This window comes from Nitrosomonas halophila (genome assembly GCF_900107165.1).
GTDB classification, from domain to species: domain Bacteria; phylum Pseudomonadota; class Gammaproteobacteria; order Burkholderiales; family Nitrosomonadaceae; genus Nitrosomonas; species Nitrosomonas halophila.
Map to the genome: position 1 here is coordinate 1 of NZ_FNOY01000042.1, position 26,058 is coordinate 26,058.

Here is a 26,058-nt window from a genome sequence, read left to right on the forward strand (position 1 = left end):
GCGTCAGTGGGAATAAAGGGCGGGCCATGCAATTTTTGCTTGTTCAATCAAAAAAATGGCAAATTATCCGATATATTTCAAGCTTTGGGTACTAGATACAGGCGGTGAAGCGAGCCCAGTATCGTGTGTCACTTGCGGTTCGTAGACATACGTATTGGCTGCAGGACCGCCCTTGATAATTGCGGCCCCGACTGGGGCTGTCGAATTCCAGTTAACAAAAGTATTATCAATGGTGGTGACACTGATACTGTTTGCGCATTCATCTGGAAGGCCAGCGGCTGGCTCAAACACCTCTGGGTTGTTAGCGAAAGGGTAATCTTTTTTGTCGGTCCGGCATTGATAGTAGAGCGGATTGCCGAAATAAGCTTTGCCGACATCAGCACAACTACGATTGCCACCCCGATCATTCCCATCTGCTGGTGGGATGATATAGGGCGTAACATCTTGTGTTGTAGAAATCGGTGTGCTTGCAACAGCACTCTGATCTTGCGGTACAACAGCCACCGCGCCGCCACTCAGTATCAGCGCCAGGACAAACAATCCTATTTTGATCTGTTTCATGTTTTTCATTTTCCTCTCCATGCAAATGTTGATCGTTTCTGCAATTTCCAAGTGTAGGAAATCTGCATCAAGTCTGCGTAATATGATGACAGGTAGCTATTCCCCATTTGGGGAATACTGGCAGGGCGGACAGAGAGGGGATGAGGATTGGCTGCTGATTATCGTTCGATGGTGCTGTGCGCAAATGGGAATGGCGGGCAGTGCCTATGGTAGGCGTTGGATCACGTTGCCCAGCATGCCGATATATCTGGCTGTCAGCTCGCTGCGCGTCTGCGTGCCGAGTTTGGCAAAAATATTTTTCAGATGTTTTTTGATTGTTTCTGGACTAAGATCAAGCTGCTTGGCGATTTCCTTGTTGGTCCATCCTTGTGCCACCAGGGCGGCAATGGCCTGTTCGCGCGTTGTGAGCCTGGGGGCATGCGCTGTTGCCTGGTGGGCACGCTGGTATTCCTCGGAAAAAAGCGCAAATATCTGGCTGATGACGGGATGGGGCAGCCAGAGCTCGCCATTGCGCACAACGCGCAACGCTTTTCGATAAAGCTCGGGGCTGGCCTCGCGCGGGAGCAGGCCGCAGATCTTGAATTCGACAATGTGGTGGACGAGATTCGGGATCGGGGAGGGGTCTAATAGGATAATCCTGACGGTCGGGTAGTGGTGGCGAACGGTCTGCAGCAGGCTGATCATCCTGTGTGCGGGGGTGATGGTATCCAGCAGGATCAGGCCGGGTGGCGGCTGGGCGGGCGGATCGGATGCAGGCGCGGGATCGGCCAGCCATTCAATGATGATCCGCTCAGCGGGATCATGCTGGCAGCTGGCCTGAAAGGCTTCGAACAAGCGCCGGGATTTTGAAATGATCAACAAGCGGATGGGCGCATGCTTGGCTGCCAGGGGCAGGGCGGGCAGGGCGGGCAGGGCGGGCAGGGGTGAGGCGGGCGGATGCTGTGATGGCAGCCGGTGCAGCTGGCTGTGGCTGGGTGTACGGGAAGCATGCCGCCGGTCGGCCAGGCGCCGTTCATGCCGGCGCCGCTCATGACCGGGCTGTTGCCTGCTTGTCTCGGGATCCAGTTTAGGTGGATTGGGGCAGAAATGGACACTGTCTGCCAGCGCATCGACCGTAAAAGGCTCGGGCGGCGGCATGGTGTCATCCATGCAAACAATGGGCACGTTTGAACTGGCATGTTTTATCTGCGCCAGGTAATGCTGGAAGGATGCGCACGCCTCCTTGCAATTCAACAGCACAATCAATGCCAGGTGCTCGATGCGCCACTGGGCGGATTCGGTGAGGGACGACTGGATAAAAGTGCGGTAGCCTTTTGTGTTGAATTGCTGGGCGAGTTGGCTGGCGGCGTGACTGTCTGCCGAGAAGATCACGATCTGGTTTCTGCGCTGAGTGGCGTTTTCTGGCATGCAGCCTCCCGTTGCTGATTGGCGGCACGAAACCAAGTAACAATAGTTGTATCCAATCCCGGCCCAAGGCGGGGTTACAATCCTTTTTCCTTGCAGGATAGGTGAGAATCAAGATGATTTCAAGCGGCGAGCGATGTATCTGGAATCTTGCGGAGTGATGGTGGGATGGAATTAGCCTTTATTGCTGTGCTGGCGGGATTGGCGATGCTGGTCTGGAGCGCGGACCGCTTCATCGAGGGGGCCTCGGCCGTGGCCCATCACTCCGGCATGCCGCCGCTGCTGATCGGCATGGTGGTTGTTGGCTTCGGGACTTCGGCGCCGGAACTGGTCGTTTCCATGCTGGCGGCAATGCAAGGCAGTCCCGGCATGGCGCTGGGCAATGCCTACGGTTCGAATATCGTGAATATCGCATTGATTCTGGGTGTGGTCGCGCTGATCAGTCCGATTCATGTCCACTCGCGAATTTTGCGCCAGGAGCTGCCGCTGCTTGCCGGCGCGACCGCACTGGCTGCCTGGCAGATATGGGACGGCCATATTTCCCGTTTGGATGCGGCGGTGCTGTTGGCCGTGTTCGCCAGCCTCATGGGCTGGGCGATTTGGCAGGGCTTGCGTACGAAGGCCGACAGACTGGGGGATGAAATCGAGCAAGCACTGGCAAGCCGCCCGATGCCGCTGACTCGGGCGATGCTGTGGCTGATTGTCGGTCTGGTGCTGCTGATCGTGAGTTCACGCATGCTGGTGTGGGGTGCGGTCGAAATCGCCCAGGGCATGGGTGTGAGCGACTTGATCATCGGGCTGACGATTGTGTCCTTGGGCACTTCGCTGCCGGAGCTGGCCGCATCGATCATGGCGGCGCGCAAAGGCGCGCATGATATCGCAATCGGCAATGTGATCGGTTCCAACCTGTTCAATACGCTGGCTGTGGTGGGGCTGGCTGGCGTGATTCACCCGCTGGAGATCGGCCCGGAGGTTTTTTGCCGGGATATGATGGTGATGGCTGTGCTGACCCTCTCGCTGTTTGTGATCGGCTATGGGTTTGGCCGGTCTGGCCGCATCAACCGGCTTGAGGGCGGAATTTTGTTATCCTGTTATGTGGGTTATGTTGCCTTTCTGGCGAGCGGCGTCATCAGCTGATAGGCTTGTCTGGTATCGACTCTGGTATTAAGCTGGGGCCAAGGGGGAAACACGGTGGGTTCAATCGGTGTTTTCCGGTTTTGGATTTTTCCTGGGAAAGGAGGCCTGAGAATGCAGCTGGGTATGATCGGATTGGGACGGATGGGGGCCAACATGGTGCAACGCCTCATGAGAGGGGGGCACACCTGTGTGGTCTATGATATGCAGCCAGCGGCGGTTGCGGAGCTCGCGCGGCAGGGTGCGACTGGATCGGATTCGCTGGAGGATTTCGTTTCCCGTCTGGCGGCGCCGCGGGTCATCTGGCTGATGCTGCCGGCTGCGGTCGTCGATCAGGCGCTGGCGAAGTTGACCGAGTTGCTCGATGCCGGTGATATCGTGATCGATGGCGGCAACAGCCATTATCGCGATGATGTTCGGCGTGGTGCGGCCTTGCAGCCGCGTGGCATCCATTATGTGGATGTCGGGACCAGCGGCGGTGTCGCCGGTCTCGAGCGTGGTTATTGTCTGATGATCGGTGGTGAAAAAACAGTGGTCGAGTCGCTCACTCCGATTTTTGCCACGCTTGCGCCCGGTGTCTCGGCCGCACCGCGTACGCCAGGCCGTCCGCCTGGCAGAGGTACGGCCGAACAGGGTTTCCTGCATTGCGGGCCGCAGGGGGCCGGACACTTCGTCAAGATGATACACAATGGCATCGAGTACGGCCTGATGGCGGCCTATGCCGAGGGCATGAATATTCTGCAAAGTGCCAACGCGGGTAAACGGTCGCGAGCGGCTGATGCCGAGACTGCACCGATGCGCAACCCGGAGTATTATCAGTATGATTTCGATTTGTCCGAGATCGCGGAAGTCTGGCGGCGCGGGAGCGTCATCGGTTCATGGCTATTGGATCTGACGGCTAGTGCGTTGCTCGATAATCCTCAGTTGGAGAACTATATCGGGCGCGTGTCCGATTCGGGCGAGGGGCGCTGGACGATTGCGGCGGCAATCGATGTGAGTGTGCCGGTGCCGGTGATCAGTGCGGCGCTGTATGGGCGGTTTGAATCCCAGGGCGAGGCGGATTACGCCGACCGGCTGCTGTCGGCCATGCGCAAGCAGTTTGGTGGGCATGGCGAGCAGCGGGAGAGTGAAGATGACTGAGAAGCAGGCGCATACCGGGCAGTCCGATGCGCTGGTGTTGTTCGGCGTGACCGGGGATCTGGCGTACAAGAAGATCTTCCCGGCACTTTATGCATTGGCGAAACGGGGTAGCCTCGATCTGCCGGTGATCGGCGTTGCGGCCTCTTCCTGGCGGCTTGAGCAATTGCACCAGCGGGCAATAGACAGCATCCAGCAATCCAGCGGCATCGATGACCAGCGGGCACTTGACCATCTGCTTGCGCGGCTTGATTACGTAAGTGGCGACTATAATGACCGGAATACCTTCAAGGCGCTGAAAAAGGCTTTGGGGGAGGCGCGCTGTCCGACCCACTATCTGGCGATCCCGCCTGCGCTGTTTGGCACAGTCATTCAGGGGCTGAATGCAACCGGTCTGACCGGGCGGGCGCATATCATGGTTGAAAAGCCATTCGGGCGCGATCTGGCCTCCGCCCGGGAATTGAACCGCATCGCGGCGTCAGCTTTTCCGGAAACGTCGATCTTTCGCATCGACCATTTTCTCGGAAAAGAAGCGATCATGAATATCCTCTATTTCCGTTTCGCCAATGCCTTTCTGGAACCGATCTGGAACCGCAATTGCATCGCGAGCGTTCAGATTACCCTGGCCGAGAATTTCGGTGTGGAGGGACGTGGCGGGTTCTATGAGGCGACTGGCTGTCTGCGCGACGTGATTCAGAACCATCTGTTTCAGATCGTCGCGCTGCTTGCGATGGAGCCGCCTGCCTATCGGGGCTATGAGGCCGTGCATGACGAAGGCAGCAAGGTTTTCCGGGCCATGCGTCCACTCGGACCGGACGATGTCGTGCGCGGCCAATATGCCGGTTATCGTGATGAACCCGGCGTGGCGAAGCATTCCGATGTCGAGACTTACTGTGCATTGCGGCTTTTTATCGACTCGTGGCGGTGGGGGGGCGTGCCATGGTATTTGCGTTCCGGAAAATGCCTGGCTGAAACGGTAACCGAGGTGCTGGTCCAGCTCAAGCCTCCGCCGCAAAGATTATTCTCGGATTCGGTCGCAGCGGACTGCGTGGGTAATTATATACGCTTCCGACTTTCACCCAATTCCGCCATTGCGCTGGCTGCGCGCGTCAAGCGGGCCGGGAAGGAGTTCGTGGGCGATCAGCGGGAGCTCTACTTGTGTGAGGAATGGCTAGGCAAGGAGGCGCCCTATGAACGATTGCTGGGCGATGCGCTGAGGGGTGACAGCGCACTGTTCACGCACAAGGACGCGGTCGAGGCTGCCTGGGCGGTTGTGGATCCTGTATTGGTGATGCATCAGCCGGTTCATCGCTACGAACCTGGCAGTTGGGGACCCAAAGAAGCCGATGCACTCATCGTCGAGAATGGCTGCTGGCTTGATCCGGCGCGGGAGAGCCATGGCAGATGACGCCGTGACAGGGCAAAGGTAGGATCAACTGATGGTTGTTACTTGACTGGCGCAGCCGCACCGCAAGTGATTATTATTGATTTGAGTGACTATTAAAATTTAACCACTGAAAGGAAAGCATGATGATAATTCAGGTGAATACCGATAAAAATATTGCAAGCAACGAGGAACTGGTTGGGCAGATTGAAGCGGCGGTGGAAAGCAATCTGCGCCATTTCCGGGATCAGATTACCCGCGTGGAAGTGCATTTCAGTGACGAGAACAGCCATAAGGGCGGCAAGCCTGACAAGCGCTGTTTGATGGAAGCCCGGTTGGAGGGCAGACAGCCGGTAGCAGTCACCCATCTGGCTGGCACCGTGAGTGAGGCGGTTGGTGGTGCCGCCAAGAAGATGAAAGCATCTCTTGATAGCGCACTGGGAAAGCTGGGCAAGCATTGATGCGAAAATATGCCTCTATGCGATTTTCAGCAGCAGGCAGGGGGCGCAGCGAGGCTGGTGGCTGATGCCTGGTTTGGTGCTTGTGAATTTCACATGTGCTGATGGGTCCAGCTGCGGCTGCGGCGGTTGCCTTGATGGATAGCCCATCGATCAAGGTAACCGGACCCGCATGTCCATGTATGCCTTATTGCTGTTCTTGGCTATCGCGCTGATCTTTTTCCTCTTCTTTCGTAACCGGGCTGCGCAGTTCGTAACCTTCTTCTTTGGCTTTGTAGCCGCCATAAGCACCGCCGCCACCGGCTGCGAGCATCCAGCAGCCGGATAGCACGGGAACCACAATCAGAATTGTCAGATAGCGTGAAATTTTTGTTTGCATGGCAGCCTCCAATCAAAATGCATGCATAAAAATATATAAAGGAGTGAATCATTTTATCCTGCTTCCCGCAATGGACCAGCAGAATAACCATCATAATCCAATAACCAGTCGGTTGATGTGCATTGTGATTGCGCAATGCGATTTCCGTTGCCGAAAATGGTTTGAAAGCATGCCCTACTTTTTTTGCATTGGGTGTGCTAGCGAACAGACAAGCGGTATCAAACCGCTAGCATTGCAACCGAAAAGGTCAAAGGGCGGCAGTTTGCTAGGAGGCTGTCCGAGCAGGAATGGGGCAGCTGTGATGCGGCAGAGTGATTGCGTTTCAAGGAATTGCCGCGCTGTCGGCGCCCCCGATACGCATGCAACGGATAAACTCTGGGAGGATGGGATGCCTGAGGAAAAAATAGTCATCACTCGATGGGCCAAGCAGCCTGCTGCTACGTTCGCACCCTTGGGCATTAAAAAGGACAAGGCTGTTTCCGGGAATGAAATGATTCCGGCCAAAAAAATGGCGGTATGGCAAGGGCGGTCGCGAAGTCACCAGCAGGCATAGCGCCTGCCGTCAGGCAGATATTGGCTGTTTCTGCCCGAAGACTGAATTGTTTGCACTGATGCTCTGACGGATTTGTTCATTGTGGCGGTATCCGGTTGACGTGGAACCTTCGTGGTGTTATCCATGATAGCTCTCTCAACTAAATGGAGGCTTCATGAAATCGACACAGCAATTGCATGACCTCGGTCAGCGCCTTTGGCTCGATAACATTACGCGCGAGCTGTTGGTGAGCGGTACATTGAGTCGTTACATTGGCGAGCTGGCTGTGACGGGGCTGACATCCAACCCCACAATTTTCGATAAAGCGATCGGTGAGGGTGATTATTACGATGCGGCGATCCGGCAGAAAACTGCCGCCGGTCAATCGGGTGAGGCGCTGTTCCTGGAATTGGCATTGGAGGACGTGACTGAGGCTGCCGATCTTTTTCGGCCAACTCACGATGCCAGTGGCGGAAAGGATGGCTGGGTGTCGCTGGAAGTTTCTCCGCTGCTGGTGAATGATACGGCTGCCACCATTGCGGCCGCAAAGAGGCTGTATGCGCACGCGCAACGGCCGAATTTGTTTATCAAGATTCCGGGTACGCGCGCGGGTATTCCGGCAATCGAAGAAGCGATCTTTGCCGGGGTACCGGTCAACGTTACGTTGCTGTTCTCGACAGCGCATTATCTGGCTGCTGCTGAAGCCTATCTGCGTGGCATCGAAAGACGGCTTGCTGCCGGGCTGGATCCAAAGGTCGCTTCGGTCGCTTCGGTTTTTATTAGCCGTTGGGATGTCGCGGTCAAAGATAAAGTGTCGGCGGCGCTGCGCAATCAACTCGGCATCGCAGTTGCCAAGCAGATCTATCAGGCTTATCGCGAATTGCTGGCTACGCCACGCTGGCTGGCGCTTGTCAGCGCGGGCGCATGCCCGCAGCGCGTGCTCTGGGCCAGCACCGGCACCAAAGACCCGGATGCCCCTGAAACGCTTTATATCGATGCGCTCGTGGCGCCGGATACCATCAATACCGTTCCTGAAAAGACATTGCTCGCTTTCGCTGCGCATGGAAAAGTGGCGGCTAAATTGCCGGCTGACGGGGGCGATGCTGAGAATGTCCTCGCAGAGTTTGCCCAGGCTGGGGTGGATGTCGAACAGCTTGCTGCAGTCCTGCAGCATGAAGGCGCTCAGTCATTTGCTAACTCCTGGCATAATCTGCTGGACCGGATTGCTTCGAAAAGTGCTGGACTGTAAAGGATCTATCTAATCATAGGGCTCGTTAATAAATAACTTATGCTCAAGTTATTTATTAACGAGCCCATAGTGCGTAAGAATATCCAGCGCATAGCTTCTTCCGGTAAGATAATCTTCGATGCATTGCATGACCATTGGGCTGCGATGAGATGCCTGTTTGGCGCGGATTTCCTCGAGGCTGAACCAAGTTGCCCGGATAATGCCGGTATCTAGTTCTCGTTCTGGGTCAAAATTCGTTATCCGGCCGGAAAAAGTGAAGCGCAGATAAGTTGTGTCATTATGTGGTGCGTGCCAGTGATAAATGCCTGTCAATGCCTCAGGCAGGAATGTGTGGCCTGTTTCTTCCAGTACCTCGCGGCTGCACGCATGCAGGATAGATTCTCCTGGTTCTAAATGACCAGCCGGCTGATTGAGTTTGATATCAACCCCATTCGGTGTTTCTTCTACCAATAAATATTGGCCATTTTGTTCGATAACGGCAGCAACCGTGACGTTGGGTTTCCAGATCATAATGCGAGACGGGCGATAAGGTTGATATAGTTCAGGGGTAATATAAAGGCTTGCAACGGTAAGCCCTCAGCATCAGCGCAATGTGCGGATGCAGTGATGCTAGGGGACTGTCCGAGAATAGCGATTGTAGCGAGGGCTCAGCCAAGCTCGTCCGCAGTAGATCCGGCTATTCTCGGATAGCCTACTAGATTCTATAATGAAACGGGAGAGAAAAGATCATGATTTCGTCCAGTTTGAAAAAGGTTGCTGGTGCCTTGATCTCGGGAGGGGTGCTCGTCGCTGCTCTGGGCGGAGGCATGACAGGCTGTAGCCCTGCGCCCCATCGTCCACCAGCGCCACGCATGCAAGCCGATCCCGATTTTCTCCAGAGTCCTCTTGCCGTTAAAAAAGTAGATCAAGTGGAACCTGTCGCTCGGGCCAATGCCAGCACTATTGAGAAGATCGATCCTCTAAAGATTACCAGGCCGGCCACTTATCGTCCCTATCAGGGCAATCAATTGGATTTGTCAGCATACGGTGAGGCACTCTACAAGGATGTCCGGCTGAGTACCAATGGATTGTCGTGTAGCCATTGTCATGAGGAGGGCAATAGGTTTGCGCCAGGATTCGCGCAGCCCTATCCGCATTTTGTGGCCATGGCCAAGGAGTCTGCCGGCTTGAACCGGATCCATCTGGACGAAATGATTCAGCTTTGTATGATAATTTCCATGGCTGCCGAGCCGCTGATATGGAATTCGAGAAAGCTGGCGGCGTTGACTTTTTATGTCAAGACAATACAGCAAAATTTTCGAGTAAATGCTTCTGCAATCAAGCGCTCATCTCCGTAAAGTGCCCTTGTGAGAAACTTTGTTCTGCAAGCTTTGGAATTATGTTTTGCGTCATTGCCTGCACATCGCATCCAGTGAAAGCGCTATTTTCTCCGAGCGCAGCGGGTTACAAACCGTCATAATAATGCGCTCTCATAATTATTAAAATCAGGGTGTTATCCTATGCATGTTTCGATCATTATTCCCGCCTTCAATGAAGAACGCTTGATTGGACAATGTCTCCAATCCGTCGCCGATGCCATGGCTGCGAACCAATCTTATGGCTATAGTCATGAAGTGATTGTGGTGGACAATAATTCGACCGATGACACGGCCCGCCTGGCTAAGCAGGCCGGTGCCCGGGTTGTGTTTGAACCGGTCAATCAGATTGCGCGCGCCAGAGCAGCTGGTGCGGCGGCTGCAGCAGGGGATTGGTTTATATTTCTGGATGCGGATTGCTTGTTGAATGCGGGGCTGGTCGGTGAGATTTTCAGTTTGATCGAACAAGGTAAGCATGTCGGGGCGGGCAGTACGCTCCATATGCCCAACTTGCCTTGGTGGATGGTGGTGTTGTTGCGAATCTGGACGGCCTTGTCGGTAAAATTCAGCTGGGCGGCAGGTGCGCTGATTGCATGTGATGCCGCAGTATTCCGGGAAGTGGGTGGATTCAATCAGGCGCTCTATGCGGCGGAAGAAGTGGATCTAAGCCAGAAGCTCAAGAAATGGGGGCGCGCACGCAAACTGGGTTTTACCATCCTGACCGATCATCCGCTTGAGACATCATCCAGAAAAGTGCAGCTTTATAGTTCGTGGGAAATTGCCGGCCAGTTTTTGCGCTTGATACTGCATCCGTTCCGGACATTGCAGAGCAAAGAGCGCTTGTCGATGTGGTATGACGGCAGGCGCTAGCCCAGATAGCGCGAAGCTGGTGAGCGCTGTTGTGCGCATCGCCAGGTATCCCCAAGCGTGGCGTGCAACGATGTCGTCATCGCATGCTTCAGGGGTTCCGAAAGATAACTTCGCTGAATTTTGCGTGAGGCGTCAGCACCTGCATTTTATCAAGCAGGATCAGCTCGACTTGCTGTGTGCCAGTCTCTGTATCCAACAACAGAAATTCCTGTTTTTCCGCATTGGTCAGGATGTCTTTTGCCCTGCCTGTCACGACCGAGCCGTCTTTCAGGCATAGTCTGACCTCGTAACCATACATACAGGCAACTTCGATGTAATCGTGCAATTCGCAAGAAATGAGAGAGTGCGTCATGGATGTTTTGCCCATTCTGGAGTGATAGTCAATTTTAGCTTAATTGGTCGTGTGTTATTTATTCTCGCCATCGGGGAATGTCGAGCGCGGCATATCAAGCCGATTTGCCTGCAGCCAGGCATCAAGCGCATGTAGGCGTTCCGGTGTGCCAATATCCATCCAGGTGCCTGAATAATATGTGCCACTGACTTTACCTGCAGCGATTGCTGCATGCAATAAGGGTGCAAGTTTGACGGCCTGGTCGGGCGCGACATGTTCGAAAAGTGCCGGGTGGTAAACCCCTATGCCACTGAAAGTGAGCTTCCGGCAGCCGGTCCGGATTGTTGGCGCCAATGCTCCCTGCTCGGCATTCCAGCAGAAGTCACCTTCTGGGTGATGCGGGGGATTGTCGATCAGTACCAAGTGCGCAAGCGTGTGCTCCGCCTCTGTCTGGATGCGCTGCAATATCGGGCGTAATCCGGATAATTCCATTTGGCAGAATATGTCGGCGCTGATGATTGCAAAGGGGCGGTGCATGCTGCCATCTGTCAATAATGGCAATGCCTTGGCAATTCCGCCTGCCGTTTCCAGCACGCCTTGTTCAGCCGAATAAAGGATCTGGATATCATAACGTTCACCGTTGCCCAGTGCCGCTTCTATCTGCTCGCCCAAGTAGGCATGGTTGATTACGACTGTCGAGAAGCCGGCCTGCGCGAGTCTCGTCAGATGATACTCGATCAGCATTTTGCCGCCGGCCCGCAGCAGGGGCTTGGGGCAGGTGTCGGTAAGCGGCCGCATGCGCTCCCCGCGTCCTGCCGCCAGTAGCATGGCATGGTACATGATGTCGATAGGGCTGGTCAGAATGTGTAGCCGACTGCGGGCGCATGGTCCTGGCATTGGTCCAGCAGCACAAGCAATGGATGAAGCGCGCGGTAACGTTCACAGGTTTGCCGCAGATAGTGCATGACCACGGGCATGTCTTGCAGATAGGCATTTTTCTGATCTCTATAACAGAGGCGTGCAAAAATACCCAGCACCTTGAGGTGGCGTTGCACGCCCATCCACTCGAAATCCCGGTAAAAGCTGGAAAAATCGCTGCTTACCGGCAGCTCCGCTTGACGGGCGCGCTCCCAGTAACGGATTGCCCAGTCCAGTACCTGCGCCTCGTCCCACTGAATATAGGCGTCCTTGAGCAGGGAGACCAGGTCGTAGGTGATGGGGCCAGAGACCGCGTCCTGGAAGTCGATAATGCCTGGATTGGGTGTCGAGACCATCAGATTGCGGCTGTGAAAGTCACGATGAACAAAAACACGGGGTTGGGCAAGGTTATTGTCCAGCAATAAGGCAAAAACCCTGGCTAAGCCAGCCTTCTGGTCGTCATTGAGACGGAACTGTAGGTGTTTTGCAAGATACCAGTCGGGAAAGAGGTTTAATTCCTGGGTCAGCAATGCCCGGCTGTATTCGGGAAGCAGGCCTGTCTGACTGGCTTTTTGGATGTTGATCAAAGCGTCGATTGCTGCCAGATAGAGCTCGTTGGCGACGGCGGGATTGATGGTCAATGCCTGTAGGAAAGTGGTGTCGCCGAGGTCGGAAAGCAGTAAAAAACCGTGTTCGATATCTTGAGCCAAGACCTGGGGCACATGCACCGCTGCCCGGGAAAGGATTTCGGCCGCGTGCAAGAACGGTGCGCAATCTTCCAGTGGTGGCGGCGCATCCATGGCGATCAGCGTCTGCTGGTCAAACGTGACCCGGAAATAACGCCGGAAGCTTGCGTCTGCGGAAGCAGGCGACAAGCTAAAGGACTGACCGGGATACATGTCGTGTAGCCAGCTTTCCAGAAGTTGTAAACGATCCATTGGTGTCAGATATTAGAATGAAAACTTGAGTTTTTGCGTAGGGCGCCGCTTTTTATGGGAGAGCACTGCCGTGATCCCTTGATCGATGGCGCGATTAATGTTTGCCTGATATTTGAAAATATGAGATTTTATCCCGGAAGTGGGTCTAACTTTTAAATTTAATGGAGAAATCGAATGCTGAATAAAAACGTGCTGGATGAAATCGGCGGCAAGGTCAATGAAATTCTGGCCCATAGTCCTGCCAAAGATATCGAAAGGAATATGCGCACCATGTTGTCAGGTGTATTTTCCAGGCTGGATCTGGTGACGCGCGAGGAGTTCGAAGTGCAGCAAGAAGTGATCAAGCGAACTCGTATCAAGCTGACAGAGCTGGAGGCAAAAGTGCAGATGCTGGAGAACCAACTGCAGCAACCGGTATCCGGTGGTGATTTAGTGGATGTGGGTGATCCCAAATAAAGTGTGCCGATGCGGTATGCAAGGCGCGTGATGTGGCAGGCGCACATATCGCAGCAAATGAACTTGTTCGTGATTTTCATTCTTCATGTCGCTGGCTATTCTTTATAGCCGGGCATTGTCAGGCATGGATGCGCCACTGGTAAGCGTGGAGGTGCATTTGTCCAATGGACTCCCTAGTTTCACCATTGTCGGTCTTCCGGAAACAGAGGTCAGGGAGAGCAGGGATAGAGTGCGCGCTGCTTTGCAGAATGCGCGTTTTAAATTCCCGATCCAGCGAATTATCGTGAATCTTGCGCCGGCTGATTTACCGAAAGAGAGTGGCCGCTTCGATTTGCCCATTGCATTGGGCATATTGGCAGCAAGCGGCCAAATTCCATCCGATCAACTGAATCAGTATGAGTGGGCGGGGGAGTTGTCATTGAATGGCCAATTGCGGCCCATCCGGGGTGCGTTGGCCATGACCTATGGCGCTTCCCTGACGGGCCGCAGCTTCGTTCTGCCACAGCAGAACGCCAGTGAGGCCGCTTTGGTCAAAGACGTTGTCGTCTATCCCGTCAGCTCGTTGCTGCAGATCTGTGCGCATTTGCTTGGTCAGCAGCCGCTGCACTCATGTGATGAGGCGCCGGCAGGAGCAAATGAAAATGAAGTGTGCTATCCCGATATGAGGGATGTCAAGGGACAGGCGCAAGCCAAGCGCGCACTGGAGATTGCTGCTGCAGGCGGGCATAGCCTGCTCATGATCGGTCCGCCCGGAACCGGAAAATCCATGCTTGCCAAGCGTATGCCGGGCATACTCCCTTCCATGACCGAGCAGGAAGCGCTGGAGTCAGCCGCCATTCAATCTTTGGGCGGTGGCCGCTTCGATCTGGCAAATTGGAAACGGCGTCCTTTTCGGGCGCCGCATCACACCGCATCGGCCGTGGCATTGGTAGGAGGTGGCAGCATCCCGCGCCCGGGCGAGATTTCGCTGGCCATGCATGGCATCCTATTTCTGGACGAATTGCCCGAATTCGAGCGGCGCGTGCTGGAAGTGTTGCGTGAACCCCTCGAATCTGGGCATATTACAATTTCCCGTGCCAAGCAACGAGCGGATTTTCCGGCAAAATTCCAATTGATAGCGGCGATGAATCCATGCCCTTGTGGTTATCTGGGCCACTACGCTGGAAAATGCCGCTGTACACCGGATCAAATCGTGCGTTACCGCGGAAAGCTATCGGGCCCATTGCTGGACCGAATCGATATCCAGATCGAAGTGCCTGCTTTGCCACAACAGGACATGCTGCGTCCACAGCGCAGTGAAGCCAGTGATGTGATCCGGTCACGCGTGGAGCTGGCCCGGCAGCATCAGCTTGCCCGGCAAAACAAGCCGAATGCAGAGCTGGCTGTCCAGGAAATTGAAGCCTACTGTGCGCTGACAAAAGAAGGCTCAAATTTGCTCGAACAAGCAATGACGCGCTTGAATATTTCCGCACGCGCCTTTCATCGCATATTGAAACTTGCGCGCACCATTGCGGATCTGTCAGGCAGTGAAGCGATACTGGGTGCGCATGTGGCCGAGGCTATCCAGTATCGGCGTATGGATCGCAACTGATCGTGGACTGAGAGAGCTATATTCTGCCCTGCGCGATTGTCTTGTCAGATCAATAATAATCAACCCTTGTGCAATTTTCGAACCGCGTGAATTCGCCCAGAAAGGTGAGATCCACTTTGCCGATCGGGCCATTGCGCTGCTTGCCGATAATGATCTCGGCAATGCCCTTGTCCGGTGTGTCCGGATTGTATACTTCGTCACGGTAAATGAACAGAATGACGTCGGCATCCTGCTCGATGGCGCCTGATTCGCGCAGGTCCGACATGACTGGACGTTTGTTGGGGCGTTGCTCAAGGCTGCGGTTCAATTGCGAGAGGGCAATAACGGGCACTTGCAGTTCTTTGGCCAGTGCTTTCAGTGAGCGTGAAATCTCAGAAATCTCGGCAGTGCGATTTTCACTGTGGGAGGCCGATGACATCAACTGCAGGTAGTCGATGATGATCAATCCCAGTCCGCCATGCTGCCTGTATAGGCGCCGTGCGCGGGCACGCAATTCCAGTGAATTCAATGCTGCGGTTTCATCAATAAAGATTGGCGCATCATTCAGCTTGCCGAGCGCATGAGTGAGCCTGGGCCAGTCTTCATCCTCCAAGCGGCCGGTGCGAACCTTATGCTGGTCCAGCCGCCCAATCGAACCCAGCATGCGCATGGCTAATTGTGTTCCGCTCATTTCCATGCTGAATACAGCAACGGGCTTGTTAACCTCCAGTGCGACATGCTCACCGATGTTGAGTGCGAAGGTGGTTTTTCCCATTGAGGGCCTGCCCGCAACAATGATGAGATCGCCCGCCTGGAATCCAGAGGTTTTCTGATCCAGATCGTGAAAGCCTGATGCAATGCCGGTGATGTCGTCAGTATTGTCCCGGTTGTAGAGCATCTCGATGCGTTCCACGACTTGCTTCAGAAGTGGTTGTATGTCCACAAATCCCTGCTTGCCCTGTGCGCTCTGCTCGGCGATTTCGAATATTCTGCTCTCTGCTTCGTCCAGGAGGTCTTCGGCGGATCGTCCTGCTGGATTGTAGGTCGAGTCGGTAATTTGTGCACTGATTTGGGCCAGCTTGCGCATGATCGAGCGTTCACGCACGATTTCTGCGTAGCGGCGAATATTGGCAGCCGAAGGGGTATTTTGGGCAATGGCGCCGATATAGGCCAGCCCGCCGACATGATTCAGTTTGGCGGTGTTTTCAAGTGACTCTGCGACAGTGATGACATCTGCAGGCTTGTTCTGCTCGATGAGGCGGCAAATATGCTGGTAAATAAGCTGGTGGTCTTGTCGATAAAAATCAAGATCGGTAATAATATCCGCCACCTTATCCCAAGCATGGTTGTCCAGCATCAGGCCGCCCAGAACAGATTGCTCTGCTTCGAGCGAATGAGGGGGGAGCTTGTAGGTATCCCGGGAAATGTCGTGTGAGGAATTGGCGGTTAATTGGTTCATAGACATCGACAGCTTCGCAAAAAACAAGGAAGCCTATTATCCTGGAATTCGCGTCAGATCGCTATTCCATATAGTTAACATATTGTTAACAAACAAGTAATATCTTAATTGGGTGTGCCTGTGATGGGTGCTGCGGTTGCGAGCAGGTTACGCAGTGTTTAAATCCAAAGACTTCGGAACAAGGCGTTGTTGCTCCGCTATGCGGCTGGAAGGCAAGTGTGCCAGTTCCATCCAGTCGGGTATGATCTGAATGGTTCATCTGATGCAGAAACAAAAAAAGGACTGTTGCCAGCCCTTTTTTCTCGATGAGGGGATGTCAAGCGATGGCTTCACCCAGCACCGATACCGTGATGTGCGCCGAGACATCGCTGTGAAGTGCAATGGTCGCGGTGTAGTCACCTATCTGTTTCAGTTGCCCCTCCGGCATGCGTATCATCGATTTTTCGATTGAGAAACCTTGATTGTGCAGCTCTTCGGCAATATTGGCATTGGTTACCGACCCAAAAAGCTTGCCATCGACACCGGCTTTTTGGGTAATTTGAATCAGCAGTCCATCAAGCTTGGCTGCCAGTGCTTCTGCCGCTGCCAAAACTTCTGATTGTTTTTTTTCCAGTTCTGCGCGCTTGGATTCAAACTCGGCGATAGCACTGGCGGTCGCCCATTTGGCTTTTCCTTGGGGAATGAGATAGTTGCGAGCATATCCCCGCTTGACATTGACAATGCTGCCCAAAGTACCCAGTTTGGCTATTTTTTCCATCAATATTACTTGCATAGCAGTTCTCCCAAGTTCTTAGTGGCGGTCGGTATATGGTAACAGCGCCAGGAAGCGTGCGCGTTCGATAGCAAGCCCCAGCTGACGCTGGTAGTTTGCCTTGGTGCCGGTGATCCGGGCCGGTATGATTTTTCCATTATCACTGATGAAGTCTTTAAGCAGCTCAGTGTTTTTGTAGTCGATGGTGGTAATGCCTTCAGCAGTGAAACGGCAGAATTTTTTACGTTTGAACAAGGGACGATTTGCAATTCTGTCCTTTAACCTGCTCTTTGCATCTTTGTTTCTCGAGAATCTCATGTTATCTCCGTTAAGCTATTTGTATAAATGGTTTGCTGTTTTTCAGACAAGTGCCGCTTCGCATATATGCAAAATCAGCTGGTCGTTCATGCGGTTCTTCCTGGCAAGAAAGCCCGTGAGCCTGACATGACGATCAATGCCCATGGAAAGAACTTGCTCGGCCAGATCTGCCATCGCTATTGCTGTCAATTCGCATGTCACCCGACGCGGGCTTCCAGCTTCTACTTGCGTGGACTCGTGACTGAGCTTGAGCTCGGTAATCATGATGCCAGCAGGTGTGTAACGTGGTGTGGTCAGCCTGACAATTGTTCCACAGATAATGACCTGATTGCAGTCCAGTCTGGACCCCGCTCTAGGATGCGGATTGAGCTTGCTCGGAAGCAATGGCGGCATTGTCTCCGGAAGACGCGCCAGAAGCTTTGGAGGCTGATGGGTTGTCAGATTGACCCTCTGCAGCGGAATACGTTGACTTGCTGCCGCCTTCCTGCGCCAGGGGAGAAGGAGAGGTAACAGGACCATTCATACGTACAACCAGATGGCGCAAAACCGCATCATTGAATTTGAAGCTATGTTCGAGTTCCTCAAGTGTTTCCTGATCACATTCGATGTTCATCAAAACATAGTGCGCTTTGTGCAGTTTCTGGATGAGATAGGCAAGCTGGCGTCGACCCCAATCTTCCAGACGATGGATTTTTCCTGATCTGGCAGTGATTGCGCTGGTGTAACGCTCGATCATGGCGGGTACTTGCTCACTTTGATCGGGATGAACGATAAAAACTATTTCGTAGTGTCTCATGGTGTCCTTGTGGGTATAGCCTCCTTCCTTGGACGGGAAGTGAGGCAAGGTATAATAAAAACTTGGCAAATTGCCTGATTCAGGTACTTGCCGTGGCAAGGCTATTCGCCGGGCATGCATGCTGTACCGGCTGCTGTACCGGCATGCCGGAGAGTATTCTACTGACTTGAAGGTAAAATATCAAAGACATTGCGAACTTAGCTTGAATCTAATGCAATGAATCAAAATAAATACCAAGATGTCAGGTGGGCATTGAGGCGAGAAAAATGACTGGGCAGCGGGCGGTATGACTGGCAAGCCAGTATGGGCCGCATGTGGGTGGCTGGGAGTGAATAGCGTTTGATTGGGCTTGCAATTTCGGCTGGGCGTTGTTCAAAAGCATTCATTGACTATGGTGCCTGATCAAGTTAAAATCCCCGCACTTTTTGGAGAGGTTCCCTAAGGGAATTTCCACACGCCCGCAAAAAATGTCATTTATTAGCAATAAACCGCTCGGAGCGGTTATACGCTGGCAGATTATCTACGCAGTGCTCGTGTCGATTGGATGCGGTTTATGGATGGGTGCACATGGCGCCGCCTCGGGATTTCTGGGGGCGTTTGTCAGTGTCTTTTCTATGGCGGCCTATGCAGTGGTCATATCAAGGCATCGTGGATATTCAGCGAGCGGTACGCTGCGCACGGCGTTGCGAGCGGAAGCGGTGAAGATAATAGTAATTATTGTGGCGCTCTGGGGTGTTTTTGCTGTCTACGAAGATGTGGTGCCAATCATTTTTATTGGCTCATTCATTGTGGCGGTAATTATATCTAGTCTGGCGATATTTGTGCCAGAAACACCCGAGGGCGATAAAAAGGTGCAGAAATAGCAAATAGGTAAGGAAAATGGCATCTGATGCAGAATTAACACCAACTTCATATATCCAACATCACCTGACCAATATGACCGTCAGTTTGGGGGACAGTCCATTCTGGGTGCTTCATGTCGATACCTTGGTGATGTCGCTGATATTGGGCGTGCTCAGCCTTGGCTTCATGTGGATGGTTGTAAGAAAAGCCACGACGGGCGTGCCATCCAAAAAGCAGGCCTTCGTTGAGATATTGATCGAATTCGTTGATGGGCAGGTAAAGAATTCTTTTCATGGAAACAGGCACAAATTTGTGGCGCCAGCTGCGCTGACTATATTTGTCTGGGTGTTGATGTTGAACACCATGGATCTGTTGCCAATTGACATTATGGCGTGGATCTATACGAATATATTTGGATTGCATAATTGGCGCAGTGTGCCGACCACTGACGTGAACACGACATTTGCGCTGGCATTGTCAATCTGGCTCTTGACGATTTACTTCGGGATCCAGGTTAAGGGGATGGGCGGATGGATCGCGGAATTGTTTTGCAGTCCATTTGGCAAGAATCCGCTGTTGTGGCCTCTCAATTTGCTATTCAACTTGATTGAATATATTTCCAAGCCGTTGTCACATTCCCTGCGGTTGTTCGGAAATATCTACGCAGGCGAGATTATTTTTCTGTTGCTCGGTATGTGGGCGGCAACGGGCGTCGCCGGGACTGTCTTTGGCGCTGTGCTTGGGCTGGGTTGGGCAATCTTTCATATACTGATCGTTACATTGCAAGCGTTTATATTCATGATGTTGACTGTGGTCTACTTGTCCATGGCGCACGAGTCGCATTAATTAAGAAGAAGCTTTTGTTATTAATTTGATTTTAATTAAAGGAAGGCAATTATGGATAATGTTCAATTTTTAGCAATGGTACAGGCCTACACCGGGATCGGTATTGGGTTGATGATTGGATTGGGTGCGGCAGGTGCATGTATCGGCGTGGGCATCATGTGTAGCCGTTTTCTGGAAGGTGCTGCGCGCCAGCCAGAAATGATTCCTACTCTGCAAGGTAAAGTTTTCTTGCTGCTGGGTTTGACCGACGCTTCGTTCATTATTGCAGTCGGGCTTGCAATGTTGTTCGCATTTGGTAATCCGTTGTTGGCAGTGATTCAGTAAATATAAGTGCAAATACTACTGAATATATTCTAGAAGACGTATAAAGGGCTGTTATGAATATAAATTTCACACTGGTCTCGCAAGCGATAGCCTTTTCCGTTTTTATCTGGTTTACCATCAAGTTTGTATGGCCGCATTTGTTGCGTGCGATTGAAGAACGTCAAAAGCAGATAGCCGATGGGCTGGCGGCTGGTGAACGTGGTAAGAAAGAACTGGAGCTTGCTAGTCAGCGTTCTTTGGAGGTGCTCAAAGAGGCAAAGCAGCGGGCAAGCGAGATAGTCATCCAGGCGGAAAAAAGGGCTGCCGACATCGTTGAAGAAGCCAAAGCAAATGCCAGGGTCGAGGGCGACAAAATTTTGGCGGGTGCGAAAGCGGAAATTCAGCATGAGGTTTTTGGCGCGCGCGAGGCGCTGCGTCAGCAAGTAGCAAGCCTGGCCGTTCAGGGTGCCACGAAAATTCTTCGTCGCGAAGTGAACCCGAAGGTGCATGCTGATTTGCTTTCATCAATAGAGGCAGAGTTAAAGTAAATGGCTGAAGCGATAACAATTGCTAGACCCTACGCAGAAGCGGTTTTTAAGCTCGCTAGGGCTAAAGGCGCTTTATCTTCCTGGTTGGAAATGCTGGAGCTGCTCACCGCTGTGGCATCCGAAAAACAAATTAAGGCATTGATCGGCAATCCTCAAGTGCCATCAGGAAAGCTGCGCGAAATTATTCTTGCTGTGTGCGGCGGAAGGCTTAGTCGTGAAGGCAAGCACTTGGTAGATCTGCTGATCGAAAATGATCGGCTGGGTGTGCTGCCTCAGCTGAAGGAGCTTTATGGTCAGCTTAAGGCGCAACATGAGAGTGTGCTCCAGGCTAAAATCACATCGGCTTTTCCTCTCGATGAAGATCAGCTGAATAAACTGGTTTCGGTGCTCGAGAAAAAGTTTCAACGAAAGGTCAATGCGCAAGTTGGTGTAAACGCTGAGCTTATCGGTGGGGTTAGAATTGAAATCGGCGATCAGATAATAGACAGCTCAGTGTACGGAAGGCTAGAAGCAATGGCAGCTGCCCTCAAAAGCTAGGAGTTATTAAAATGCAGTTAAATCCATCAGAAATAAGTGAATTAATCAAAAGTAGAATTGAAGGGCTCTCTGTTACTTCGGAATTTCGTACGCAGGGTACGATTGTCTCGCTGACAGATGGTATTGTCCGAATCCATGGGTTGTCAGATGTGATGCAGGGCGAGATGCTGGAATTTCCTGGCGGCACATACGGCTTGGCACTGAATCTGGAGCGTGATTCGGTGGGCGCAGTTATTCTGGGTGCATACGAGCATTTGAAGGAAGGGGATGTCGTAAAGTGTACCGGTCGTATTCTGGAAGTACCGGTAGGCGAGGCGCTGTTGGGCAGAGTGGTCAATGCCTTGGGGCAGCCCATTGATGGCAAGGGTCCTATCGATACCAAAAAGGTAGAGCCGATCGAGAAAATTGCGCCGGGTGTGATATGGCGTAAATCAGTCGATCAGCCGGTACAAACAGGACTGAAGTCGATCGACGCAATGGTGCCAGTTGGCCGTGGTCAGCGGGAATTGATCATTGGCGATAGACAAACTGGTAAGACAGCTGTGGCAATTGATGCAATCATTAATCAGAAAGATGAGAACATGATTTGTATTTACGTTGCCATTGGTCAGAAGGCGTCTTCTATTGCCAATGTGGTGCGTAAACTCGAGGAAGTCGGTGCGATGGCATACACCATCGTCGTCGCGGCTACAGCTTCTGAATCGGCTGCCATGCAGTTCATCGCACCCTATTCTGGCTGCACAATGGGCGAATACTTCCGCGATAAAGGAGAAGACGCACTAATCGTATACGATGACTTGACCAAACAAGCGTGGGCGTACCGGCAGATTTCTTTGCTGCTGCGCCGTCCTCCTGGCCGTGAAGCTTACCCGGGCGATGTTTTCTATCTGCATTCCCGTTTGCTTGAACGTGCGGCAAGGGTCAATGCAGATTATGTAGAGAAAGCGACCAAAGGGGAAGTAAAGGGCAAAACCGGATCCCTAACGGCATTGCCGATTATTGAAACACAGGCTGGTGACGTGACGGCATTTGTCCCCACCAATGTGATTTCCATCACGGACGGACAGATTTTCCTTGAGACCGATTTATTCAATGCAGGCATACGGCCAGCTATCAATGCCGGGATATCGGTATCACGGGTAGGGGGTGCAGCGCAAACCAAAGTCATCAAGAAACTAGGTGGCGGCATTCGCTTGGCTCTGGCTCAGTTCCGCGAGCTGGCAGCATTTGCACAGTTTGCTTCGGATCTTGACGAAGCAACACGTAAGCAGCTCGAGCGTGGAAAAATGGCAACTGAATTGATGAAGCAGGCGCAGTATGCCACGCTGAAAGTCTCCGAAATGGCGCTGACATTGTTCGCATTGAACAAGGGTTATTTTGATGATGTGGATATCAAGCGCGCACTCGCTTTTGAGTCCGCGCTGAAAAGCCATATGCGCAGCCATTACCAGCCGGTTATGGATAAAATCGAGACAACCAAGGAGCTCGATGGCGAGACCGAGCAGGCACTCGAGGCCGCTATTCAGGAATTCAAGCAAAACGGAAGCTATTAACCCATGGCTAGCAGCAGAGATATACGGAACAAGATCAAAAGCGTAAAAAATACGCAGAAGATCACACGCGCGATGGAGATGGTTGCTGCATCCAAAATGCGTAAAGCTCAAGACCGTATGAAGAAAGCACGTCCATACGGTGAAAAAATCCGGAACGTGGCTGCGCATATGAGTAAGGCCAGCGTCGAGTATCGCCATCCCTTTTTGGCTAATCGCGAGACTGTTAACAGAGTCGGGGTGATTGTGGTTACGTCCGACAAGGGGTTGTGCGGAGGATTGAATACCAATGTCTTGCGCAGGGTGTTGAACGAAGCCCGTGGCTGGCAGAATAACGGTAAGCAAATAGAGGCCTGCTGTATCGGAAACAAGGGGCTTGGGTTTATGGGTCGCGCCGGAGTGAGCGTCATTTCTCAGATTACTGGTTTGGGGGATGCGCCTAACATGGAAAAACTGATAGGTGCGGTCAAGGTTGTTCTGGATGCATATACGGAAAATCGTTTAGACCGGGTATACATCTTTTACAATCGCTTTGTGAATACAATGAAGCAAGAGCCTGTCATGGAGCAGCTTTTGCCGTTAACCGATAAGTTGATCAAGGGCGATGGCGTTGAGTCCAAAGTTCTCCGTTCACCGTGGGATTATATTTACGAGCCAGAAGCCAAGCCCGTTATTGACGACATTATGGTCCGGTATATCGAAGCGCTGGTCTATCAGGCAGTCGCAGAGAACATGGCATCCGAGCAATCCGCACGGATGGTGGCGATGAAAGCCGCTTCCGATAATGCTGGTAATCTCATTGATGAGTTGACGCTTATTTATAACAAGACGCGCCAGGCAGCGATTACGAAAGAGCTGTCAGAGATTGTCGGTGGCGCTGCAGCTGTTTAAATATTATTTAATTTGTATTAGGGAACAATAATGAGCCAAGGAAAGATCGTTCAGTGCATTGGTGCGGTTATCGATGTTGAATTTGCCCGGGAAGCGATACCAAAGGTTTATGATGCGCTGGTGATGGAGGGATCTGAGTTAACGTTGGAGGTCCAGCAACAACTGGGTGATGGTATCGTTAGAACGATTGCGCTTGGATCTTCCGATGGGTTGCGTCGCGGTATGATGGTTACCAATACGGAAAAACAGATATCTGTTCCAGTCGGTACCAAAACACTCGGTCGCATTATGGATGTTTTGGGTAGGCCCATTGATGAGATGGGCGATATTGGTGCAGAGTCCGTCATGCCTATTCACCGCGCTGCCCCTGCGTTTGATGAGCTTTCTGCCTCTACGGAATTATTAGAGACCGGGATCAAGGTTATCGACTTGATCTGCCCTTTTGCCAAGGGCGGGAAGATCGGACTGTTTGGCGGTGCAGGTGTCGGCAAGACCGTTAACATGATGGAGCTGATCCGTAATATTGCAATTGAACATAGCGGCTACTCTGTGTTTGCTGGTGTGGGTGAGCGCACTCGTGAAGGTAATGACTTTTATCACGAGATGAAGGACTCCAATGTATTGGATAAGGTTGCACTGGTTTATGGTCAGATGAACGAGCCTCCGGGTAATCGACTGCGCGTGGCACTGACTGGATTGACCATGGCAGAAGCTTTCCGGGATGAAGGCCGGGATGTGTTGTTCTTTGTGGATAATATCTATCGTTATACTCTGGCGGGAACCGAGGTTTCCGCATTGCTTGGCCGTATGCCGTCTGCTGTGGGTTATCAACCTACCCTGGCGGAAGAAATGGGACGCCTGCAGGAACGCATTACTTCGTCCAAAACCGGCTCGATTACTTCCATTCAAGCCGTTTATGTCCCTGCAGATGACTTGACCGACCCTTCTCCTGCCACGACTTTCGGACACTTGGATGCAACCGTTGTTTTGTCTCGTGACATTGCCTCGCTCGGTATCTATCCAGCGGTAGATCCCTTGGATTCAACCTCACGCCAACTCGATCCGCTGATCGTAGGTGAAGATCACTACAACACGGCACGAGAAGTGCAGCAAACATTGCAACGCTACAAGGAATTGCGCGACATCATCGCCATTTTGGGAATGGACGAGCTTTCGCCTGAAGACAAATTGGCTGTCAGTCGCGCACGTAAAATCCAGCGGTTCCTTTCTCAGCCGTTCTTCGTCGCTGAGGTCTTCACCGGTTCGCCTGGGAAATATGTATCATTGAAAGAAACCATTAAAAGCTTCAAAGGCATTGTGAATGGTGAGTATGATGATATCCCAGAACAGGCCTTCTATATGGTGGGCGGTATTGAGGAAGTATTGGAAAAAGCTAAAAAGATTCAATAAGAAAGTTCTTAGAGTATAGGTGGTAATTAATGGGTACTGTTTTTCATCTGGATATAGTTAGCGCGGAAGAGTCGATTTATTCCGGACCAGCCGAGTTCATAGTCGCACCTGCGCTAATGGGGGAAGTTGGGATTTACCCGCAACATACGCCTATGCTGACGCGTATCAAGTCTGGAATGGTTCGTGTTAAGGCGCCTCTGAAGGATAATGAGGAGGTCTATGTGTCGGGTGGTATGCTTGAGGTTCAGCCCGATGTCGTGACAATTTTGGCAGATACTGCGGTTCGTGGTAAAGATCTGGACGAAGCCAAGGCTTTGGAGGCGAAACAAAGAGCAGAAGAAGCCATGAAGAATAAACTCTCCGAGATTGAGTATGCGCGTGCACAGGCAGAATTGATTGAAGCGACGGCACAGCTTGCTGCTATTCAGCAACTTAGAAAGCGGGGCCATTAAGCGTTAACACGCAATTTCAGCAGACAAAAAAGGGCGATGATTTCGCCCTTTTTTTTTGCCTGCTTCATAAATTAGGCTCCTCGGCAGAATTTGTGGGTAACCGAAAGCGCCTTTTGTAAGACCATGGCCGGTGATAGTGGAGCACCCCGCCCAATCTCTGAGAAGATGAAGTTGCGACACAAACAACTTCACAGGAGAGAGCGGGATGCAGATCCAGACTATCCTAAACCGTCTGCAGAAGTTCAAGTCATTTGTCTATGCTGGCGTTCGCTGGGGCGGCAGCAAAGAAACTCCCCATCTGGAGATCGAGGTGGTGGAGAGGCGTAACAGCCGTGCGGTATGCTCGGTCTGTGGTATGCCAAGGGCTGGGTACGACCGTCTTGGGCAAAGGCGTTTTGAGTTTGTTCCGCTGTGGGGTATCAAGACCTATCTGGTGTATGCCCCGCGCCGGGTTGATTGCCCCAAATGCGGGGTGCGGGTCGAATCAATGCCGTGTGCGCTGGGCAAACGGCCTCTGACACAAGCCATGGGTTGGTTCCTGGCCGGTTGGGCGAAGCGTTTGAGTTGGAAAGAGACCGCCGAGGTGTTCCGCACCTCTTGGGAGAGTGTCTTTCGCTCGGCGGAGATGGCTGTGCAGTGGGGACGTGAGCACCGGGACCTTAGCGGTGTACGCGCCAT

At 52.6% G+C, this 26,058-nt stretch carries 30 protein-coding genes and 1 pseudogene; 19 read left to right on the plus strand and 12 right to left on the minus strand.

Annotated features, from left to right (window positions below):
- Positions 1 to 63 precede the first annotated feature (63 nt).
- Positions 64 to 570 (minus strand): hypothetical protein, encoded by a 507-nt coding sequence (locus BLV85_RS09800; RefSeq protein ID WP_090414740.1) that lies wholly within the window; start codon positions 568 to 570, stop codon positions 64 to 66.
- Positions 571 to 765: 195 nt separating this feature from the next.
- Positions 766 to 1,968 carry a helix-turn-helix transcriptional regulator gene (locus BLV85_RS09805; protein WP_090414742.1) on the minus strand — a complete coding sequence of 401 codons (1,203 nt, stop codon included), beginning with the start codon at positions 1,966 to 1,968 and terminating at the stop codon, positions 766 to 768.
- Between the two features lie 165 nt (positions 1,969 to 2,133).
- Here BLV85_RS09805 and BLV85_RS09810 point away from each other — a divergent pair, with 165 nt between their 5' ends.
- The 4 genes from BLV85_RS09810 to BLV85_RS09825 all read left to right on the plus strand — a co-directional run bounded on the left by BLV85_RS09810 (position 2,134) and on the right by BLV85_RS09825 (position 6,081).
- On the plus strand, positions 2,134 to 3,102 hold the full coding sequence (locus BLV85_RS09810) for a calcium/sodium antiporter (protein ID WP_090414744.1): 969 nt from the start codon (positions 2,134 to 2,136) through the stop codon (positions 3,100 to 3,102).
- Between the two features lie 111 nt (positions 3,103 to 3,213).
- Complete coding sequence (gene gnd, locus BLV85_RS09815) at positions 3,214 to 4,239, plus strand: phosphogluconate dehydrogenase (NAD(+)-dependent, decarboxylating) (RefSeq protein WP_090414747.1); 1,026 nt, start codon at positions 3,214 to 3,216, stop codon at positions 4,237 to 4,239.
- Positions 4,232 to 5,644, plus strand: coding sequence for a glucose-6-phosphate dehydrogenase (zwf, locus tag BLV85_RS09820; protein ID WP_090414749.1), 1,413 nt, complete (start codon positions 4,232 to 4,234; stop codon positions 5,642 to 5,644). The genes gnd and zwf overlap by 8 nt, the downstream gene beginning before the upstream one ends.
- 119 nt (positions 5,645 to 5,763) lie before the next feature.
- Positions 5,764 to 6,081: an HPF/RaiA family ribosome-associated protein gene (locus BLV85_RS09825; protein WP_218132808.1), complete on the plus strand. Its 318-nt coding sequence runs from the start codon at positions 5,764 to 5,766 to the stop codon at positions 6,079 to 6,081.
- Positions 6,082 to 6,265: 184 nt separating this feature from the next.
- Here the strand turns inward: BLV85_RS09825 and BLV85_RS09830 are convergent, their stop codons facing one another.
- Positions 6,266 to 6,457, minus strand: a complete 192-nt coding sequence (locus tag BLV85_RS09830) for a hypothetical protein (protein WP_090414753.1) — start codon at positions 6,455 to 6,457, stop codon at positions 6,266 to 6,268.
- Positions 6,458 to 7,164: 707 nt separating this feature from the next.
- Here BLV85_RS09830 and tal point away from each other — a divergent pair.
- The gene (gene tal / locus BLV85_RS09840; protein ID WP_090414756.1) at positions 7,165 to 8,238 is read left to right on the plus strand and encodes a transaldolase; all 1,074 of its coding nucleotides are present in this window, start codon (positions 7,165 to 7,167) and stop codon (positions 8,236 to 8,238) included.
- Positions 8,239 to 8,286: 48 nt separating this feature from the next.
- Here tal and BLV85_RS09845 read toward each other — a convergent pair whose 3' ends face one another.
- Positions 8,287 to 8,748: an NUDIX hydrolase gene (locus tag BLV85_RS09845; RefSeq protein ID WP_090414758.1), complete on the minus strand. Its 462-nt coding sequence runs from the start codon at positions 8,746 to 8,748 to the stop codon at positions 8,287 to 8,289.
- A 218-nt stretch (positions 8,749 to 8,966) separates the two neighbouring features.
- Between BLV85_RS09845 and BLV85_RS09850 the strand changes: the two genes are divergently transcribed.
- Both BLV85_RS09850 and BLV85_RS09855 read left to right on the plus strand, forming a co-directional pair.
- Positions 8,967 to 9,575 (plus strand): c-type cytochrome, encoded by a 609-nt coding sequence (locus BLV85_RS09850; RefSeq protein ID WP_090414760.1) that lies wholly within the window; start codon positions 8,967 to 8,969, stop codon positions 9,573 to 9,575.
- A 162-nt stretch (positions 9,576 to 9,737) separates the two neighbouring features.
- The gene (locus BLV85_RS09855) at positions 9,738 to 10,463 is read left to right on the plus strand and encodes a glycosyltransferase (protein ID WP_090414762.1); all 726 of its coding nucleotides are present in this window, start codon (positions 9,738 to 9,740) and stop codon (positions 10,461 to 10,463) included.
- 88 nt (positions 10,464 to 10,551) lie between these two features.
- Here BLV85_RS09855 and BLV85_RS09860 read toward each other — a convergent pair whose 3' ends face one another.
- The 3 genes from BLV85_RS09860 to BLV85_RS09870 are packed head-to-tail and all read right to left on the minus strand — an operon-like array spanning position 10,552 to position 12,650.
- Entirely contained in the window at positions 10,552 to 10,815 is a 264-nt protein-coding gene (locus BLV85_RS09860) for a Rho-binding antiterminator (protein ID WP_090414793.1), read from the minus strand.
- A 54-nt stretch (positions 10,816 to 10,869) separates the two neighbouring features.
- Positions 10,870 to 11,622 (minus strand): N-acetylmuramate alpha-1-phosphate uridylyltransferase MurU, encoded by a 753-nt coding sequence (murU, locus tag BLV85_RS09865; RefSeq protein ID WP_090414795.1) that lies wholly within the window; start codon positions 11,620 to 11,622, stop codon positions 10,870 to 10,872.
- Positions 11,623 to 11,651: 29 nt separating this feature from the next.
- Positions 11,652 to 12,650, minus strand: coding sequence for an aminoglycoside phosphotransferase family protein (locus BLV85_RS09870; protein ID WP_090414764.1), 999 nt, complete (start codon positions 12,648 to 12,650; stop codon positions 11,652 to 11,654).
- Positions 12,651 to 12,824: 174 nt separating this feature from the next.
- On the opposite strand from BLV85_RS09870, the gene BLV85_RS09875 reads away from it, so the two are divergent.
- On the plus strand, positions 12,825 to 13,106 hold the full coding sequence (locus tag BLV85_RS09875; RefSeq protein ID WP_090414766.1) for an accessory factor UbiK family protein: 282 nt from the start codon (positions 12,825 to 12,827) through the stop codon (positions 13,104 to 13,106).
- Positions 13,107 to 13,191: 85 nt separating this feature from the next.
- Entirely contained in the window at positions 13,192 to 14,697 is a 1,506-nt protein-coding gene (locus tag BLV85_RS09880) for a YifB family Mg chelatase-like AAA ATPase (protein WP_090414769.1), read from the plus strand.
- A 49-nt stretch (positions 14,698 to 14,746) separates the two neighbouring features.
- On the opposite strand, the gene dnaB is transcribed toward BLV85_RS09880, so the two are convergent.
- The 5 genes from dnaB to rpsF all read right to left on the minus strand — a co-directional run bounded on the left by dnaB (position 14,747) and on the right by rpsF (position 18,000).
- Positions 14,747 to 16,135 carry a replicative DNA helicase gene (gene dnaB / locus BLV85_RS09885; RefSeq protein ID WP_090414797.1) on the minus strand — a complete coding sequence of 463 codons (1,389 nt, stop codon included), beginning with the start codon at positions 16,133 to 16,135 and terminating at the stop codon, positions 14,747 to 14,749.
- Between the two features lie 316 nt (positions 16,136 to 16,451).
- Positions 16,452 to 16,907, minus strand: coding sequence for a 50S ribosomal protein L9 (gene rplI / locus BLV85_RS09890; RefSeq protein WP_090414771.1), 456 nt, complete (start codon positions 16,905 to 16,907; stop codon positions 16,452 to 16,454).
- Between the two features lie 18 nt (positions 16,908 to 16,925).
- Positions 16,926 to 17,204 carry a 30S ribosomal protein S18 gene (gene rpsR, locus BLV85_RS09895; protein WP_090414773.1) on the minus strand — a complete coding sequence of 93 codons (279 nt, stop codon included), beginning with the start codon at positions 17,202 to 17,204 and terminating at the stop codon, positions 16,926 to 16,928.
- Positions 17,205 to 17,246: 42 nt separating this feature from the next.
- The gene (priB, locus tag BLV85_RS09900; RefSeq protein ID WP_245725166.1) at positions 17,247 to 17,597 is read right to left on the minus strand and encodes a primosomal replication protein N; all 351 of its coding nucleotides are present in this window, start codon (positions 17,595 to 17,597) and stop codon (positions 17,247 to 17,249) included.
- Positions 17,557 to 18,000: a 30S ribosomal protein S6 gene (gene rpsF, locus BLV85_RS09905; RefSeq protein WP_090414802.1), complete on the minus strand. Its 444-nt coding sequence runs from the start codon at positions 17,998 to 18,000 to the stop codon at positions 17,557 to 17,559. Before rpsF ends, priB begins: the two co-directional genes overlap by 41 nt.
- A gap of 467 nt (positions 18,001 to 18,467) precedes the next feature.
- On the opposite strand from rpsF, the gene BLV85_RS09910 reads away from it, so the two are divergent.
- The 10 genes and pseudogenes from BLV85_RS09910 to BLV85_RS09955 all read left to right on the plus strand — a co-directional run.
- Positions 18,468 to 18,863 (plus strand): ATP synthase subunit I, encoded by a 396-nt coding sequence (locus tag BLV85_RS09910; RefSeq protein WP_090414775.1) that lies wholly within the window; start codon positions 18,468 to 18,470, stop codon positions 18,861 to 18,863.
- 16 nt (positions 18,864 to 18,879) lie between these two features.
- Complete coding sequence (atpB, locus tag BLV85_RS09915; protein ID WP_090414776.1) at positions 18,880 to 19,689, plus strand: F0F1 ATP synthase subunit A; 810 nt, start codon at positions 18,880 to 18,882, stop codon at positions 19,687 to 19,689.
- Positions 19,690 to 19,740: 51 nt separating this feature from the next.
- Positions 19,741 to 20,013 (plus strand): F0F1 ATP synthase subunit C, encoded by a 273-nt coding sequence (gene atpE, locus BLV85_RS09920; protein ID WP_090414777.1) that lies wholly within the window; start codon positions 19,741 to 19,743, stop codon positions 20,011 to 20,013.
- Positions 20,014 to 20,066: 53 nt separating this feature from the next.
- Positions 20,067 to 20,540 carry a F0F1 ATP synthase subunit B gene (locus BLV85_RS09925; protein ID WP_090414779.1) on the plus strand — a complete coding sequence of 158 codons (474 nt, stop codon included), beginning with the start codon at positions 20,067 to 20,069 and terminating at the stop codon, positions 20,538 to 20,540.
- A complete protein-coding gene (locus BLV85_RS09930; protein WP_090414781.1) occupies positions 20,541 to 21,077 on the plus strand; it encodes a F0F1 ATP synthase subunit delta in 537 nt (178 codons plus the stop codon).
- Positions 21,078 to 21,088: 11 nt separating this feature from the next.
- Positions 21,089 to 22,630 carry a F0F1 ATP synthase subunit alpha gene (gene atpA, locus BLV85_RS09935; RefSeq protein ID WP_090414785.1) on the plus strand — a complete coding sequence of 514 codons (1,542 nt, stop codon included), beginning with the start codon at positions 21,089 to 21,091 and terminating at the stop codon, positions 22,628 to 22,630.
- A 3-nt stretch (positions 22,631 to 22,633) separates the two neighbouring features.
- The gene (gene atpG, locus BLV85_RS09940; protein ID WP_090414786.1) at positions 22,634 to 23,518 is read left to right on the plus strand and encodes a F0F1 ATP synthase subunit gamma; all 885 of its coding nucleotides are present in this window, start codon (positions 22,634 to 22,636) and stop codon (positions 23,516 to 23,518) included.
- Between the two features lie 30 nt (positions 23,519 to 23,548).
- Positions 23,549 to 24,928 (plus strand): F0F1 ATP synthase subunit beta, encoded by a 1,380-nt coding sequence (gene atpD, locus BLV85_RS09945; protein WP_090414788.1) that lies wholly within the window; start codon positions 23,549 to 23,551, stop codon positions 24,926 to 24,928.
- A gap of 29 nt (positions 24,929 to 24,957) precedes the next feature.
- The gene (locus BLV85_RS09950; protein WP_090414791.1) at positions 24,958 to 25,380 is read left to right on the plus strand and encodes a F0F1 ATP synthase subunit epsilon; all 423 of its coding nucleotides are present in this window, start codon (positions 24,958 to 24,960) and stop codon (positions 25,378 to 25,380) included.
- A 205-nt stretch (positions 25,381 to 25,585) separates the two neighbouring features.
- Positions 25,586 to 26,058, plus strand: a pseudogene (locus BLV85_RS09955) (ISL3 family transposase); the annotation flags it as partial.

Bases quoted from the DNA above. Each gene is read 5' to 3' on its own strand.
- atpA (WP_090414785.1), top strand. From the start codon at position 21,089: ATGCAGTTAAATCCATCAGAAATAAGTGAATTAATCAAAAGTAGAATT.
- atpB (WP_090414776.1), top strand. From the start codon at position 18,880: ATGGCATCTGATGCAGAATTAACACCAACTTCATATATCCAACATCAC.
- priB (WP_245725166.1), bottom strand. From the start codon at position 17,597: ATGCCGCCATTGCTTCCGAGCAAGCTCAATCCGCATCCTAGAGCGGGG.
- atpE (WP_090414777.1), top strand. From the start codon at position 19,741: ATGGATAATGTTCAATTTTTAGCAATGGTACAGGCCTACACCGGGATC.
- BLV85_RS09875 (WP_090414766.1), top strand. From the start codon at position 12,825: ATGCTGAATAAAAACGTGCTGGATGAAATCGGCGGCAAGGTCAATGAA.
- gnd (WP_090414747.1), top strand. From the start codon at position 3,214: ATGCAGCTGGGTATGATCGGATTGGGACGGATGGGGGCCAACATGGTG.
- rpsF (WP_090414802.1), bottom strand. From the start codon at position 18,000: ATGAGACACTACGAAATAGTTTTTATCGTTCATCCCGATCAAAGTGAG.
- BLV85_RS09810 (WP_090414744.1), top strand. From the start codon at position 2,134: ATGGAATTAGCCTTTATTGCTGTGCTGGCGGGATTGGCGATGCTGGTC.
- rplI (WP_090414771.1), bottom strand. From the start codon at position 16,907: ATGCAAGTAATATTGATGGAAAAAATAGCCAAACTGGGTACTTTGGGC.
- atpD (WP_090414788.1), top strand. From the start codon at position 23,549: ATGAGCCAAGGAAAGATCGTTCAGTGCATTGGTGCGGTTATCGATGTT.
- dnaB (WP_090414797.1), bottom strand. From the start codon at position 16,135: ATGAACCAATTAACCGCCAATTCCTCACACGACATTTCCCGGGATACC.
- zwf (WP_090414749.1), top strand. From the start codon at position 4,232: ATGACTGAGAAGCAGGCGCATACCGGGCAGTCCGATGCGCTGGTGTTG.
- BLV85_RS09850 (WP_090414760.1), top strand. From the start codon at position 8,967: ATGATTTCGTCCAGTTTGAAAAAGGTTGCTGGTGCCTTGATCTCGGGA.
- tal (WP_090414756.1), top strand. From the start codon at position 7,165: ATGAAATCGACACAGCAATTGCATGACCTCGGTCAGCGCCTTTGGCTC.
- BLV85_RS09860 (WP_090414793.1), bottom strand. From the start codon at position 10,815: ATGACGCACTCTCTCATTTCTTGCGAATTGCACGATTACATCGAAGTT.
- BLV85_RS09845 (WP_090414758.1), bottom strand. From the start codon at position 8,748: ATGATCTGGAAACCCAACGTCACGGTTGCTGCCGTTATCGAACAAAAT.
- BLV85_RS09950 (WP_090414791.1), top strand. From the start codon at position 24,958: ATGGGTACTGTTTTTCATCTGGATATAGTTAGCGCGGAAGAGTCGATT.
- BLV85_RS09855 (WP_090414762.1), top strand. From the start codon at position 9,738: ATGCATGTTTCGATCATTATTCCCGCCTTCAATGAAGAACGCTTGATT.
- BLV85_RS09870 (WP_090414764.1), bottom strand. From the start codon at position 12,650: ATGGATCGTTTACAACTTCTGGAAAGCTGGCTACACGACATGTATCCC.
- BLV85_RS09880 (WP_090414769.1), top strand. From the start codon at position 13,192: ATGTCGCTGGCTATTCTTTATAGCCGGGCATTGTCAGGCATGGATGCG.
- BLV85_RS09930 (WP_090414781.1), top strand. From the start codon at position 20,541: ATGGCTGAAGCGATAACAATTGCTAGACCCTACGCAGAAGCGGTTTTT.
- BLV85_RS09825 (WP_218132808.1), top strand. From the start codon at position 5,764: ATGATGATAATTCAGGTGAATACCGATAAAAATATTGCAAGCAACGAG.
- murU (WP_090414795.1), bottom strand. From the start codon at position 11,622: ATGCTACTGGCGGCAGGACGCGGGGAGCGCATGCGGCCGCTTACCGAC.
- BLV85_RS09805 (WP_090414742.1), bottom strand. From the start codon at position 1,968: ATGCCAGAAAACGCCACTCAGCGCAGAAACCAGATCGTGATCTTCTCG.
- BLV85_RS09830 (WP_090414753.1), bottom strand. From the start codon at position 6,457: ATGCAAACAAAAATTTCACGCTATCTGACAATTCTGATTGTGGTTCCC.
- BLV85_RS09910 (WP_090414775.1), top strand. From the start codon at position 18,468: ATGTCATTTATTAGCAATAAACCGCTCGGAGCGGTTATACGCTGGCAG.
- rpsR (WP_090414773.1), bottom strand. From the start codon at position 17,204: ATGAGATTCTCGAGAAACAAAGATGCAAAGAGCAGGTTAAAGGACAGA.
- BLV85_RS09800 (WP_090414740.1), bottom strand. From the start codon at position 570: ATGAAAAACATGAAACAGATCAAAATAGGATTGTTTGTCCTGGCGCTG.
- atpG (WP_090414786.1), top strand. From the start codon at position 22,634: ATGGCTAGCAGCAGAGATATACGGAACAAGATCAAAAGCGTAAAAAAT.
- BLV85_RS09925 (WP_090414779.1), top strand. From the start codon at position 20,067: ATGAATATAAATTTCACACTGGTCTCGCAAGCGATAGCCTTTTCCGTT.